The sequence below is a fragment of the Variovorax sp. Varisp36 genome (assembly GCF_047304235.1).
Lineage (GTDB): Bacteria > Pseudomonadota > Gammaproteobacteria > Burkholderiales > Burkholderiaceae_C > Variovorax.
Genome location: NZ_JBGLYU010000021.1, coordinates 44,218 through 57,801 on the forward strand (window position 1 = coordinate 44,218; position 13,584 = coordinate 57,801).

The 13,584-nt window shown below is 68.2% G+C and carries 12 protein-coding genes; 2 read left to right on the forward strand and 10 right to left on the reverse strand.

The window, feature by feature from the left end:
* Positions 1–8 precede the first annotated feature (8 nt).
* The 3 genes from ACCD11_RS14580 to ACCD11_RS14590 form a co-directional block, all read right to left on the reverse strand.
* On the reverse strand, positions 9–1,604 hold the full coding sequence (locus ACCD11_RS14580; RefSeq protein WP_413314400.1) for an N-acyl-D-amino-acid deacylase family protein: 1,596 nt from the start codon (positions 1,602–1,604) through the stop codon (positions 9–11).
* Positions 1,605–1,742: 138 nt separating this feature from the next.
* On the reverse strand, positions 1,743–3,101 hold the full coding sequence (locus ACCD11_RS14585; protein ID WP_413314401.1) for a tetratricopeptide repeat protein: 1,359 nt from the start codon (positions 3,099–3,101) through the stop codon (positions 1,743–1,745).
* A 45-nt stretch (positions 3,102–3,146) separates the two neighbouring features.
* Positions 3,147–3,545, reverse strand: a complete 399-nt coding sequence (locus ACCD11_RS14590) for a tautomerase family protein (RefSeq protein WP_007836295.1) — start codon at positions 3,543–3,545, stop codon at positions 3,147–3,149.
* 112 nt (positions 3,546–3,657) lie between these two features.
* Here ACCD11_RS14590 and ACCD11_RS14595 point away from each other — a divergent pair, with 112 nt between their 5' ends.
* Complete coding sequence (locus ACCD11_RS14595) at positions 3,658–4,518, forward strand: LysR family transcriptional regulator (protein WP_413314402.1); 861 nt, start codon at positions 3,658–3,660, stop codon at positions 4,516–4,518.
* 44 nt (positions 4,519–4,562) lie between these two features.
* Positions 4,563–5,189: a YitT family protein gene (locus ACCD11_RS14600; protein WP_413314403.1), complete on the forward strand. Its 627-nt coding sequence runs from the start codon at positions 4,563–4,565 to the stop codon at positions 5,187–5,189.
* 9 nt (positions 5,190–5,198) lie between these two features.
* Here the strand turns inward: ACCD11_RS14600 and ACCD11_RS14605 are convergent, their stop codons facing one another.
* From ACCD11_RS14605 to ACCD11_RS14635, 7 genes are all read right to left on the reverse strand, one after another.
* The gene (locus ACCD11_RS14605) at positions 5,199–6,599 is read right to left on the reverse strand and encodes an amidase (protein ID WP_413314404.1); all 1,401 of its coding nucleotides are present in this window, start codon (positions 6,597–6,599) and stop codon (positions 5,199–5,201) included.
* Positions 6,590–8,077, reverse strand: a complete 1,488-nt coding sequence (locus ACCD11_RS14610) for an ABC transporter substrate-binding protein (protein ID WP_413314405.1) — start codon at positions 8,075–8,077, stop codon at positions 6,590–6,592. The genes ACCD11_RS14605 and ACCD11_RS14610 overlap by 10 nt, the downstream gene beginning before the upstream one ends.
* A 214-nt stretch (positions 8,078–8,291) precedes the next feature.
* Complete coding sequence (locus tag ACCD11_RS14615) at positions 8,292–9,785, reverse strand: ABC transporter substrate-binding protein (protein WP_413314407.1); 1,494 nt, start codon at positions 9,783–9,785, stop codon at positions 8,292–8,294.
* Between the two features lie 112 nt (positions 9,786–9,897).
* Positions 9,898–10,725, reverse strand: coding sequence for an ATP-binding cassette domain-containing protein (locus ACCD11_RS14620; RefSeq protein WP_413314409.1), 828 nt, complete (start codon positions 10,723–10,725; stop codon positions 9,898–9,900).
* Complete coding sequence (locus tag ACCD11_RS14625; RefSeq protein WP_413314410.1) at positions 10,722–11,711, reverse strand: ABC transporter ATP-binding protein; 990 nt, start codon at positions 11,709–11,711, stop codon at positions 10,722–10,724. Before ACCD11_RS14625 ends, ACCD11_RS14620 begins: the two co-directional genes overlap by 4 nt.
* Before the next feature lie 8 nt (positions 11,712–11,719).
* A complete protein-coding gene (locus ACCD11_RS14630) occupies positions 11,720–12,598 on the reverse strand; it encodes an ABC transporter permease (RefSeq protein WP_042674462.1) in 879 nt (292 codons plus the stop codon).
* Positions 12,595–13,545 (reverse strand): ABC transporter permease, encoded by a 951-nt coding sequence (locus ACCD11_RS14635; RefSeq protein ID WP_413314411.1) that lies wholly within the window; start codon positions 13,543–13,545, stop codon positions 12,595–12,597. Before ACCD11_RS14635 ends, ACCD11_RS14630 begins: the two co-directional genes overlap by 4 nt.
* Between the last annotated feature and the right edge of the window lie 39 nt (positions 13,546–13,584).

A 13,584-nucleotide genomic window follows, 5' to 3' on the forward strand; every position in this document is an offset into this window, starting at 1 on the left:
GAGAGCCCTCAGCTACAGCTGCCGGCCTTCGGCATGCGCAGCAGCGGCCGGCCAGCGCCCACGCCCGTGGGCTTGCCGTCATCGACGGCGAGCTGGCCGTTCACCAGCACCGTGCTGACGCCCTCCGACAGCAGCGCAGGCTGCGTGTAGGTGGCTTTCGCCGCATAGCGCGCCGGGTCGAACACCACCACGTCCGCGTAGTAGCCAGGGCGCAGGTGCCCGCGCTGCTTCAGCCCCAGCGTGTCGGCCGTGAGCGAAGAGCTGCTGCGGATGAACTGCGCCAGCGAGATCGTGTGCTCCTTCACCACGTACTGCTCGTACTTGCGCGCGAAGGTGCCGTAGGCGCGCGGATGGCCCAGCGACGAGTCGGACGAGGTCATGACCCAGGGCCGCTTCATGAAGGCGCGTACGTCGTCGTCGCTCTGGTTGAACGAGGCGATCATCAGGTCGCCGTCGCGCAGCACCGCGATGGCGGCTTCCACTGGATCGGCGTTCGATGCCTTGGCCACGTCGGCCAGCGTCTTGCCCACGTACTTCGTGCTGCCGGCCGAGAACAGGATGGCCTCGGGGCCACCGCGCAGCCGCAGGTTCTCGCGCACGTCCTTGCGCAGGCGCTCCTGCTGCGAGGCGTCGTCGAAGCGCTGCAGCGTCGCCGCACGGCCGCCCTCGTTGGCCCAGGGCGGCAGCAGCGCGGCCGAGAAGCGCGTGCTCGACGCGGTCCACGGATAGTGGTCGGCCGTGATGTCCAGCCCGCCCGCGCGTTCCTTCTCGATGCGCTTGATGATGTCGCCGCTCTGGCCCTGCACGTCGACGCCCAGCGCCTTGATGTGCGCCACGTGCACCGGCAGCTTCGCCTCGTGGCCGATGCGGATCGCCTCGTCGATGGAGCCTTTCAGGCCGATGTTGTACATGGACTCGTCGCGGATGTGGCTGTCGTACAGGCCGCCGTGCCGCGCCGCCACCTTCGCGAGCTCGATGACCTCCTCGGTCTTCGAGAAGTTCTGCGGCGTGTAGAAGAGCCCGGTCGAAAGGCCAAGGGCGCCTTCGCACATGCCCTGGCTCACACGCTTCTTCATCGCCTCGAGCTGCTCGGGCGTCGGTGCCCGGTTGGCCTCGCCCAACTCGCTCATGCGCACCGGGCCGAAGCCCACGTACATGGCCACGTTGGTGCCTACCGGCGTGGCACGCAGCTTCTGCGCCTGCGCCGCGATGTCGAAGCCGCCGAAGCCGTCGTTGCCGATCACCGCGGTGGTCACGCCCTGCGTGATGAACGGGATGTTCAGCCGCTTCTTCGGATCGTTCGAGTGCAGGTCGGCATCCGCATGCGTGTGGGCGTCGATGAAGCCCGGCGCCACCACCATGCCCGTGGCATCGATGACGCGCCTGGCCGTGAACTGCGCCGGCGCCGCCTTGCCCGCGAACACGATGCGATCGCCCGCGATGCCGACATCGCCCACCACCGGCGTGTCGGAGTCGCCCGTGTAGACGGTGCCGCCGCGCAGCAGCAGGTCCAGCGCGACGGGCGTTCCGTCGGCGGCATGCAGGGTGGGTGCGAAGGGTGCGAGGGCTGAGAGCGCGGCCAGCGTGACGAGAGACTTGCGCATGGGCGATGGTGCCTTGAAGGCTTCTTGTCGATAGGGAGCGGCCAGTTTAGGAGCCGCCTCCGGGCCATCGCCAATTCCTTTTGCACCATGCCCCATGACCTGAAGGCATGGGCTGCCGGGCGGTGCTCGCAGATGCGCTCAGGCGTGCGTCGCAAGCTGCCCGAGGCCGAGGCGCTCGTACACCGCCGCCGTCTGCCGGCGCAGGCGCAGCGACTCGGGCTGGCCATTGAGCTGCTGCTGCAGGATGCCCTGGGCAGCGGACAGCGAAGCCTCCGTGCCGCTGCGCACCAGCGCATCGAGATACACCTGCTCGAACAGGTCGCGCTGCGCGTGGCTGCCGCCGATCTCGATCATGCGCGGCAGGGCAGTGCCCAGCCCTTCGATGGCTGCCGCGAGATCGCCGCGCGCATACGCCACCAGCCCATGCGCGGCCGGTACGCACACGCGCTGCCATGCCGCGCGCGTCGATGCCGGTGCGTTCGGCGTGAAGGCCACTATGTTGCGCAGCAGAACCGCCGCCTCGGGGCGCCCGGCGCGCGCCAGGCCATAGAGGTACTGCAGGTCGAGAAAGGGCAGCACGTGGTCGGCCTGGCGCTGCCGCAGGTAGCCCGCCACGTCGTTCCAGCGCGCGCCCACGTCGATGCCCGCGAGCTCGAGCCGCGCGAGCAGCGAGACGGCGCCGATCTGGTCCTGCGAGTAGTCCTTGACCACGCCCCAGGCGTGCTCGTCGTACACCGCGAGCGCCTCGGCATCGCGGCCCAGGTCGATCAGGAACAGCGCCACATGCCACCAGTTGTGCGTGACCATGAAGGAGTTGAGCCCGCTCCACGTGTCGCTCACGCCCTGCATGAACGCCAGCCCTTCAGTGAGCCGGCCTTCGGTGAGCATCACGTGCGCCAGCGCATGGTGCGCCCACGGCTCCTTGCGGCACATGGCGATGGCATGGCGGGCGCTGGCCTCGGCCTCGCGCAGCAGGTGGCACTGCTCGTAGCCGAAGGCCGCCATGCCGTGCACGTAGGGCACGTCGGCCGCATGCGGCAGCACCGCCAGCGCGAGCTTAAGCATGCCGGGGCAGTCGCCGGTGTTGAAGCAGTGGTACTGGCCGAGCTTGACCGACACCAGGTCGCGCGGATGCTCGCGGGCCTGCTCGGCGTGCAGCGCGATGGCGCGGGCGATGTCACCGTCGGCCCAGGCTTCGACGGACGCGATGTATCGCTGCTCGCGCGGGGTGGCGCGCGCGGCGCCGGCACGGGCCTTCGCAAGGAACGGGCGGGCATTGGCGACGGCCTCCCGCGACTCGGCGAACAGGTGCAGCGTGGCGCAATAGGCCTGCACGATCGGGCTCGCATCGGCTTCGGCCACGGCGAGCAGGTTGACTGCACGCGCCTCGGTCGAGATGAAGCCCATGACGAAATCGTCGACCAGCGGCAGGCTGGCGGGGTCGCCGAGGGTGAGGGTGTTGCCGAGGCTGTCGGCGAGCGTTTTTCCGGGGGGCATGGCGGCATCGTGCCATGCCCCCGGCGATGCTTCAACGATCCGTCGTCAGACGCCGGCCTGCTGGTGGCGGTACTCCTGCGTCTTGCCGCCGTAGCCGTAGGCCGCGCCGCGTGCATCGATCACGTGGATGTACGACACCTCGTGCAGGTCCGGCCGGATCTTCGCCATGGCCGCATGCACCTCGCGCAGGTAGCGCGCCTTCTCGGCCTTGGTGTTGGTCTCGTCGGTGACGCTGATGTCGAGGTGGAACGCAGACTTGCCGAGCGAGGCCAAAGACTGGCCCCCGATGAACCAGGCGTCGGCGGCGATGTACTGCACGGTGATGGCGATCACAGGCAATTGCTTGCCCAGCACGCTCTGGGTGAGCTCGGCGACGGCGTCGACGGTCTTGCGGGTGAGGTCGGCGTCGGGTTGGCCGGAGAGGTGGACGACGATGTGGGGCATGACTGGCTCCTTGGATGGATGGGTTGTCGATGGGGTGATTGTGGGAGCCTCCTGGTCATCGGAAAAGCGGGAAGATATGATGAATTACATCGGATAAACGGATGGATTGACCATGCAGGGATTCGACCTGGAGCAACTGCGCACGCTGGCCGCCGTCGCCGACGCTGGCAGCCTCACGGCGGCCGCGCCGCGCGTCTTCCTCTCGCAGTCGTCAGTGAGCGAGCAGATCCGCAAGTTGGAAGAGCGGGCAGGGCAGTCGCTGCTCACGCGCAGCAAGGCAGGCGTGGCCCCCACCGGGGCGGGTGTGCGGCTGTTGGGCTATGCGCGGCGCATCCTCGCGCTGAGCGACGAAGCATTTCGCGACCTGCATGGCGAGACGCTGCATGGCGAGCTGCGCCTCGCGGTCACCGACTACTTCCGCCCCGGCGACCTGACGCGGCTGCTGGGGCGGCTCGGCGAGAGCTATCCGCAGGTGCGGCTGCACGTCAGCATCCTGAAGAGCGATGCGCTGCGGGCGGCCTATGCGCACGGCGATTTCGACGTGGGCCTTGCGATGAACATCGCGGGGGCTTCCACGCCGCAGGCTCGGGGCGCGGTGCTGCGGCGCGAATCGCTGGTGTGGCTCGGCGCGGAGGGCATGCGGCTCGCGCGCGGGGAGCCGGTGCGGCTGCTGGCCTTGCCCGACACCTGCTCGCTGCATCAGTTCACCGTGGCGCTGCTGCGGCGCCGGCGCGTGCCCTATACGCTCGCGCACGTCGCGTCGGGTGTCGCGGGCCTGCAGTCCGCGCTGGCCGCGGGGCTGGGCGTTGCCTGCCTCAACGAGTCCTCGATCAGCGACGGCGTGACGCGGCTGGCGGCACCGCACGGTCTGCCGGCCCTGCCGCGTGTCGCTTTCCAGCTCCTGTCGGGGCGCAAGGGCGAAACCGCATTCGTGACCCGGGCGAGGGAGATGCTGGCAACCCACCTGATGTGAAGAATCTCTCCAGGGGTGGCGCGGGATTTGCGTCAGCCCCTGTCATGGATGCGCCACCTCCCACAACTGCGCCGAATCTGCTGCGCCACACCCGCTCCGACGACGCACAGGCCATTTTCTCGGGCACGCTGTTCGTCGCCATCGCGATGATGCTGTTCGGCCAGGCGGGGCTGCTTACAGGCGGCACGGCCGGCGTCGCGTTTCTCCTGCACTACGCCACCGGCCTGAGCTTCGGAAAGCTGTTCTTCCTGGTCAACCTGCCGTTCTACTGGTTCGCCTGGCGCCACATGGGCCGCGCGTTCACGGTCAAGACCTTCTCGGCCATCGCATTGCTCTCGGTGATGACCGACCTGGCGCCGCGCTACCTGTCCATCGACTCCCTGCACCCGGCCTTCGCGGCCGTGCTCGGCGGCCTGTTGCTGGGCACCGGCTGCCTGTTCCTCGCCCGCCACCGCGCCAGCCTGGGCGGCGCGACGGTGCTCACGCTGTACCTGCAGGAAAAGCGTGGCTGGCCCGCGGGCAAAGTGCAGATCGGCATCGACTGCACGGTGGTGCTGCTCGCCCTGTTCGTGATTCCGCCGCAGCGGGTCGGGTGGTCGGTGCTGGCTGCCGTGGTGATGGGGCTTTTTCTCTGGATCAACCACAAGCCGGGGCGGTATGCGGCGACCTGACGCTTCCCGTCAGCGGCCGGGCGGCAACGGCCAGGGCCGCTGCGGTTCGCGGATCTGCTCGAAGGCGCGCGACACGCGCAGCACCCCGAGGTCGTCGAAGCGCTGGCCGGCAATCTGCAGCCCGATCGGCAATCCACTCGCCGAGTAACCGCAGTTCACCGAAGCCGCCGGCTGCTCCGACATGTTGAACGGCACCGTGAACCCGATGTGCTCCAGCGGACGCAGGGGATCGTTCGTGGGTGAGGGCGCTTCGGCTGCCGCGGGCATGTTCGGCGACACGGGCGAAATCACGTAGTCGAAGCGCGCGCATGCAGCCACGGCGGCGACGCGCGTGGCGTGGAACTGGCTGAAGCCGCGGAACACATGCTCGCCGCTGAACTCGGCCGCACTCTCCGCCCATTCGCGGATGTACGGCAGCACCTTCGCGCGCTGGTCGGCGCGCAGGCCCTTCATGTCCACCAGCGAGCGCATGCGCCAGAAGTGGTCCATGCCGTCGAGCATGGCCTGCGACATGAATGGCTGCATCGGCTCGATCACCGCGCCGGCCTTCTCGAGCAGCCGCGCGGCGTTTTCCACCGCTGCCTGGATCTCGGGCTCGACCGCCAGTCCGCAGCCCGCGTCGAGCAGCAGCCCGATGCGCAGGCCGCGCAGATGGTCCGGTGCCACGTCGAAGCCTGCCCAGGCGATGTCCTGCGGCGGCAGGCTCATGCTGTCGCGCGCGTCGGGCCGGGACAGCGCCTGCATCATCAGCGCCGCGTCGCCCACCGTGCGGGTCATCGGCCCAGCGGCGCGGCCCATGTAGGGCGGGTCGATCGGAATGCGCCCCAGGCTCGGTTTCAGCGTGAAGATGCCGCACCAGCTCGCGGGCAGGCGCAGCGACCCGCCGATGTCCGTGCCCAGGTGCAGCGGGCCGTAGCCGGCAGCCGCCGCGGCGCCAGCTCCTGCGCTGGAGCCGCCCGGCGTCAGGCGCAAGTCCCACGGGTTGCGCGCCAGTGTGTGAAAGCTCGACAGCCCCGAGGACAGCATGCCGTAGTCCGGCATGGTGGTCTTGCTCACGATCACCGCACCGGCTTCCTTGAGGCGCGCGGCTGGCGGCGCGTCGGCCGCAGCGGGCTTCAGGTCGACCGCGGCGGTGCCGGCTGGCATCGGGTCGCCGCGCGTGGCGATGTTTTCCTTGATGGTCGCGGGCACGCCATCGAGCGGGCCGAGTGCATCGCCGCGCTGCCAGCGCGCTTCCGAGGCGCGCGCCTGTTCGAGCGCGGCCTCGGGCCGGAACAGCCAGGTGGCCTGCAAGTGCGGCTCCCAGCGTTCCACTTGCGCGATCACGGCCTGCGTGACTTCCACCGGCGAGAGTTCGCGGCTGCGGTAGGCAGCGGCAAGCTCCTGGACGGACAGGTCGCTCAGCCCCACGACAGTGCCGACAGGTCGTTCACGAAGATCGGGTTCTCTTTCCAGATGCCCTTGACGTTCTTCTTCGCGACAGTGGGGAACTGCGGCTGGTACAGGAAGCCGTTGGCCGCGTCGGTGGCAAGCATCTTCTGTGCGTCGCCAAGCAGCTTGTTGCGCTCGGCCGCATTGCCGGTGGACTTGATCTTGTCGAACAGCGCGTTGAAGGCCTTCGACTGGTAGCCCCAGTAGTAGTCCGGCTTGGCATAGTTGCCGAGGTCGAAGGGCTCGACGTGCGAAATGATCGACAGGTCGTAGTCCTTGTTGCCGTAGGTGCCGCTGAGCCACTGCGCCCATTCGACGTTCTGAATCTTCACCACGATGCCGATCTTGGCGAGCTGGGCCACGATCACCTCGCCGCCCTGGCGCGCATAGGGCGGCGGCGGCAGCGTCATCGTCAGTTCGAGCGGCGTCTTCACGCCGGCCTCGGCCAGCAGCTTCTTGGCCTTCTCGACGTCGAAGGGGTTGATGCCCGTGGTGTCGACATAGCCCGCCGCGCCCGGCACGTAGTGGCTGCCGATGGGCACGCCGAAGCCGTCGGCCGCGCCTTCGATCACGGCCTTGCGATCGATGGCCGCAAGGATGGCGCGGCGCACGCGCACGTCGTCGAGCGGCTTCTTCCTGTTGTTGATCGACAGGATGGTCTTGGCGCGCGAACCTGCCAGGATGACCTGGAACTGCGGGTTCGCCTTGAACTGCGGCACCACGCGCGTGCCGATGCGCGCGAACACGTCGACGTCGCCCGACAGCATGGCGGCGGCCTGCGCGGCCGTGTCGGAGATGAAGCGGAACGTCACCTTGTTGATCTTCGCGGTGGCGGGGCTGCGGAAGCCCTCCCACTTGCTCAGCGTGAGCGACGAGCCCTTGGCCCAGTTGTCCAGCTTGTAGGGGCCGGTGCCGACCGGTTTGCTGGCGTTGGTCTCGGCGCTCTTGGGTTCGACGATCACGGCCGTGGCCTGGCCCAGCACGAAGGGCAGGTCGGGGTCGATCTCCTTGTTGATGACGACGACGGTGTAGTCGTCCACCACCTGCGTCGCGAGGTTGGCGAAGGTGCGCTTGTCCTTGTTGGTGCTCTTCTCGCCGCCGGCGCGGTCGAAGGAGAACTTGACGGCGGCGGCGTTGAAGGGCTCGCCGTTCTGGTACTTCACGCCGCGCCGCAGCTTGAAGGTGTAGGTCTTCAGGTCGGGCGAGACCTCCCAGCTCTCGGCCAGCAGCGGCGTGACGCTGCCGTCGGCGTTGATCTTGGTGAGCGTCTCGAGGATGTTGTAGTGCACGACCTCGGCGATGGCGGCGGCCGCGCCGGTGGTCGGGTCGAGCCCCGGCGGCTCGAGCGCCATGCCGATCACGATGGCGTCCTTCCGGCCCTGCGCCATGCCGGCGAGCGGGGTGGCCAGCGCAACGGTGGCGCCAGCGGTGGTGAGAAGGGTGCGGCGGTTCAACATACGTGTGATCTCCGGATAGACAAGCCAGGTTCGAATGACGACTGCTCCGGCGTGTGCCATGCCCCGAAGGGAGGCGCGACGCCGCGAAAGACACGACACGCAGCACGAAAGATGCCACGTGCGCAGCCGGTCATTCTCTCGCAGCGGGTGCGCCGCCGCGCGGTCCGCGAGGCGGTTTTTCCTCCGGACGTTCCCGTAGGCGAGGCCGTCCGGATCAAGCCCAGGACAGCACCGCGATGTCGTTCACGAAGATCGGCGTGTCTTTCCAAAGCCCGCGCAGGTTGCGCGCGGCGACGGTGATGAACTGCGGCTGGTACAGGAAGACATTGGCCGCATCTTCCGCCAGCAGCCGCTGCGCATCGCCGAGGTAGCGCAGGCGGTCGGCGGGGCGCGCCGCGTTGCGCGCCTTGTCGAAGATCTCGTTGAACTTCGCCGACTGGTAGCCCCAGTAGTACTCGGGCTTGGTGTAGTTCACCAGGTCGAAGGGCTCGACGTGCAGGATCAGCGAGAGGTCGTAGTTCTTGTTGCCGTAGGTGCCGCTGATCCATTGCGCCCATTCGACGTTCTGGATCTTCGCGACGATGCCCACCTTGGCCAGCTGCGCGGCGATCAGCTCGCCGCCTTGGCGCGCATAGGGCGGGGGCGGCAGCACGAGCTCGAGTTCGAGCGGCGTCTTCACGCCGGCCTCGGCCAGCAGCTGCTTGGCCTTCTCGACGTTGTAGGGGTTGATGCCGGTGGTGTCGATGTATCCCGGCGCGCCCGGCACGTAGTGGCTGCCGATGGGCACGCCCCGGCCGTCGACGGCGGCTTCGATCACCGCCTTGCGGTCGATGGCCGCGGAAATCGCGCGGCGCACGCGCACGTCGTCCAGCGGCTTGCGCTTGTTGTTGATGGCGAGGATGGTCTTGCCGCGCGAGGCGTTGAAGACCACCTGGAAGCGCTTGTCGTTCTGGAACTGCGGCAGGCTGCGCGACACCGAGGCATGCGGAAACAGGTCGACGTCGCCCGAGAGCAGCGCGGCGGTCTGCGCAGCCGGCTCGGAGATGAAGCGGAAGCTGGCCTTGCGGATCTGCACCGTGTCGGCATTGCGCCAGCCGTCCCACCTGGCGAGCACGATGCCCGATCCCTTGGCCCAGCTGTCGAGCTTGTAGGGGCCGGTGCCGACAGGCTTGGTGGCGTTGGTCTCGATCGTTTTCGGCTCGACCTGGATCGCGGAGGCCTGCCCGAGCAGGAACAGCAGGTCGGGCTCGACCTCCTTCGTGATCAGCACCACGGTGTGTTCGTCGACTACCTGCGTCGCGATGTTGGCGAAGGTGCGCTTGTCCTTGTTGGTGCTGTTGGCGGCGGCCGCGCGGTCGAACGAGAACTTGACGGTCTGCGCGTCGAACGGCTCGCCGTTCTGGAACTTCACGCCGCGCCTGAGCCTGAAGGTGTAGGTCTTCAGGTCAGGCGAAATGTCCCAGCTTTCGGCCAGCAGCGGGGTGACGCTGCCGTCGGAGTTGATCTTGGTGAGCGTTTCGAAGACGGTGTAGAGCACCACCTCGGCGATCTCGGCGCCGGCCTTGGCCGTGGGGTCGAGTCCCGTGGGCTCCAGCGTGAGACCAAGCACCAGCGCGTCCTTCTTCTTTTGCGCGAAGGCGTCGATCGGCACTGCGAGCGGGGCCAGGGCTGCGGCGCCGGTGGCGAGCAGGGTGCGTCGTTTGAGCATGAAGCGGTGTCCTCGGAACAGGGGGGCAGGCATCATCCGCGAGACCGGTGCGTCCGCGCAACCAGATGCTTATGACCCACTCATCCTAGAGGCGGCGGACGACGCTTCGATGTCAGGCGGCCAGCAGCGTGCCACCTGCGGGCGTGCGCGGCACAGCGTCGAGCAGCGTGCGCGTGTACTCGTGCTGCGCGTGGTGGAAGAGTTCGGCGGGCGGACCCTGCTCGACGATCTTGCCCTTCCACACCACGCACACTTCGTCGCACAGGTGGTTGACCACCGCGAGGTCGTGGCTGATGAGCAGGTAGCTGATGCCGAACTGCTGCTGCAGGTCCTGCATGAGGTTGAGCACCTGGGCCTGCACCGACACGTCGAGCGCGCTCACCGGCTCGTCGGCCACGATGAGCTTGGGGCGCGTGATCAGCGCTCGTGCGATCGCAATGCGCTGGCGCTGGCCGCCCGAGAACTCGTGCGGGTACTTGTCCATGTCGGTGGTGCGCAGGCCGACTGCGGCGAGCGCCTCGTTGGCACGCTCGCGCTGCACGGCGCGGCTCGTTTCGGCCAGCGCCTCGAGGGGCTCGGCGACGATGCGCGCGACGGTCTGGCGTGGGTCTAGCGAGCCGTAGGGGTCCTGGAACACCATCTGGAAATCGCGCCGCGCGGTGCGCAGCTCGGCCTTCGACAGCGTGTGCAGGTCGCGGCCTTCGAGGCGCACGCTGCCCGAAGTCGGCGTGTCCAGCGCCATCACGAGGCGCGCGATGGTCGACTTGCCCGAACCCGATTCGCCGACGATGCCGACGCTCTTGCCGGCGCGCACCTCGAAGCTCACGCCATTAAGCGCCTTCACGGTCGGCGGCGGGCCGAAGAGCTTTTCGCGCGGCAGCGCGTAGTGACGCACGAGGTCGGTGACCTGTAGCAGCGGTGAAGCGGTGGTCCCACTCATGGTGCGATGGCCCCTTGCGCGGCGATTTCCTCGAGCCGGATGCAGCGCACCGCGTGATCTGGCGGCAGCATCGTGGCTGGCGGCCGCGTGGTCTTGCAGGCGTCGACGGTGTAGCTGCAGCGGCCCGCGAAGGGGCAGCCCGGCGGCAGGTCGACCAGCTCGGGCACGCTGCCCCTGATGGTGGCCAGACGCAGGCCACGCGGCGCGCCGATGGCGGGCCGCGCGGCGAACAGGCCTTGTGTGTAGGGATGCCCACGGCGCGCGAACACGGCCTCGGTCGGGCCGCTCTCGACCACGCTGCCGCCGTACATCACGAGCATCTTCGAGACCGTCTGCGCGATCACGCCGAGGTCGTGCGAGATCAGGATCAGCGCCATGCCGCGCTCGGCCACGAGGCCCTGGATGAGTTCGAGGATCTGCTTCTGGATGGTGACGTCGAGTGCAGTGGTGGGCTCGTCGGCAATCAGCAGGTCGGGCCCGCAGGCGAGCGCCATCGCGATGCCGATGCGCTGGCGCTGGCCGCCGGAGAACTGGTGCGGGTAGGCGTCGAGGCGCGAAGCCGCGTCGGGAATGCCCACGCGGTCGAGCAGCGCGAGCACTTCCTTGCGTGCGTCGGCTTGCGAGAGCCCGCGATGCAGCCGCAGCGGTTCGCCGACCTGGCGCGCAATCGTGTGCACCGGGTTCAGCGCCGTCATCGGCTCCTGGAAGATCATGCCGATGCGATTGCCGCGGATCCGGCACATGGCCCTTTCGTCTCGGCCGACGAGCTCGGTTCCGTCGAAACGTATGCTGCCGGTGACCTTCGCGGTCGAGGGCAGCAGGCCCATCAGCGACATCACCGTGATCGACTTGCCGCAGCCCGATTCTCCGACGATGCCCAGCGTCTCGCCACGTTCCAGCGTGAAGTCGATGCCGCGCACGGCCTCGGCGGGACCGCGCTGCGTCTGCAGTTCGATGTGGAGGTCTTCGACTTCGAGCAAGGGCATGGCACTTCTTATCTTGCGCGTGCGAGGCGCGGATCGAGCAAATCGCGCAATCCGTCGCCCAGCAGATTCAGGCCGAGCACCGCGAGCGCGATGGCCATGCCGGGGAACACCGCGAGCAGGGGCGACTGGAACATCATCGTCTGCGCCTCGCTGAGCATGCGGCCCCACGAAGGTTGCGGCGGCTGCGTGCCCAGGCCCAGGTAGGAGAGGGCGGCCTCGGCCAGGATGGCGATGGCGAATCGGATCGTGATCTGCACGATCAGCACGGCCGAGATGTTCGGCAGCACGTGCTGCATCGTGATCGCGAAGCTGCCCTTGCCGCAGGCGCGCGCGGCGGCCACGTACTCGCGCGACCAGATCGCGTTGGCCGAGGCGCGCGTGATGCGCGCGAAGGTCGGGATGTTGTAGATGCCGATGGCAATGATCGCGTTGACGATGCCGGCGCCGAACACCGCCGTCATCATGATGGCCGAGAGGATTGCGGGGAAGGCCAGCGAGAAGTCGGTGAGCCGCATGATGGCTTCCTCGACCCAGCCGCGCTTGGCGGCAGCCAGCAGGCCCAGCGCCGTACCGACCACGAGGCCGATGCCGACCGCGATCACGCCGACAAGGATCGATGCACGCGCACCGACCAGCAGCAGCGAGGCTACGTCGCGGCCGTAGGTGTCGGTGCCCAGCCAGTGCGCGCCCGTCGGCGGCTTCAGCTTGTTGGCCATGTCCATGTCGTAGGGCGACCACGGTGTCCAGACCAGCGAGATGCCGGCGGCGAGCAGAAGGAGCAGCGTCAGCGCGCCGCCCAGCACGAAGCTGCGGTGGTGCAATGCGCGGCGCCAGAAGCCCGGCACCTTGAGCGCCGCAGCGCTCGGAGCGGTGATGACGGAGCTCATATGTCGCTGGCCTTGATGCGCGGGTCGATCACGGCATACAGCACGTCGACCACGAAGTTCACGATCACCACCATGGCCGCCAGCAGCATCACGCAGTTGCGCACCACGATCAGGTCGCGGTTGCTGATGGCCTGGAAGATGAGGCGGCCCAGGCCCGGCAGATAGAACACGTTCTCCACCACGATGGTGCCGGCCAGCAGCTCGGAGAACTGCATGCCCATGACCGTGATGACCGGGATCATGGCGTTGCGCAGCACGTGGGTCCACAGCACGGCTCGTTGCGACACACCCTTGGCACGCGCGGTGCGAACGAAGTCTTCCCGCATCACCTCCAGCACCGCCGAACGCGTGATGCGCGCCAGGATCGCGGCCTGCACCACCGCCAGCGACAGCGCAGGCAGCAGCAGCGACTTGATGCCCGCGAAGATGCCTTCGCCCCAGCCCTCGAAGCCCCCGGCGGAGAACCACTGCAGTTGCACCGAGAACACGAGGATCAGCAGGATGGCGAACCAGAAGTTCGGAATCGCGATGCCGACCTGGGCCATGCCCATGAGGCCGACGTCGCCGAGCTTGTTGTGGCGCGCGGCGGCCGTCACGCCCACCAGCAGCGCGATGACGACGGTCAGGGCCATCGCCATCATGGCCAGCGGCACGGTGAGCGCGAGGCGTTCGAGGATCAGGTCGAGCACGGGCGAGCTGTAGGCGTAGCTGTCGCCGAGGTGGCCGGTCAGCAAGCCGCCGATCCAGTGCCAGTAGCGCGTCCACGCGGGCTGGTCGAGGCCGAGCTTGGTGGCCAGGGCGGCGACGGCTTCGGGCGAGGCGTCGGGACCCATGAGCATCTGCGCGGCGTTGCCCGGGAGAATTTCCAGAACGAGGAACACGATGATGGACGCGCCGATCAGCGTGCCGATCAGCGTGGCGAGGCGCTTGAATAGAAACAGACTCATGGGGCGGGGCGCAGCATAACTGACTCGTGCAACAAGTGT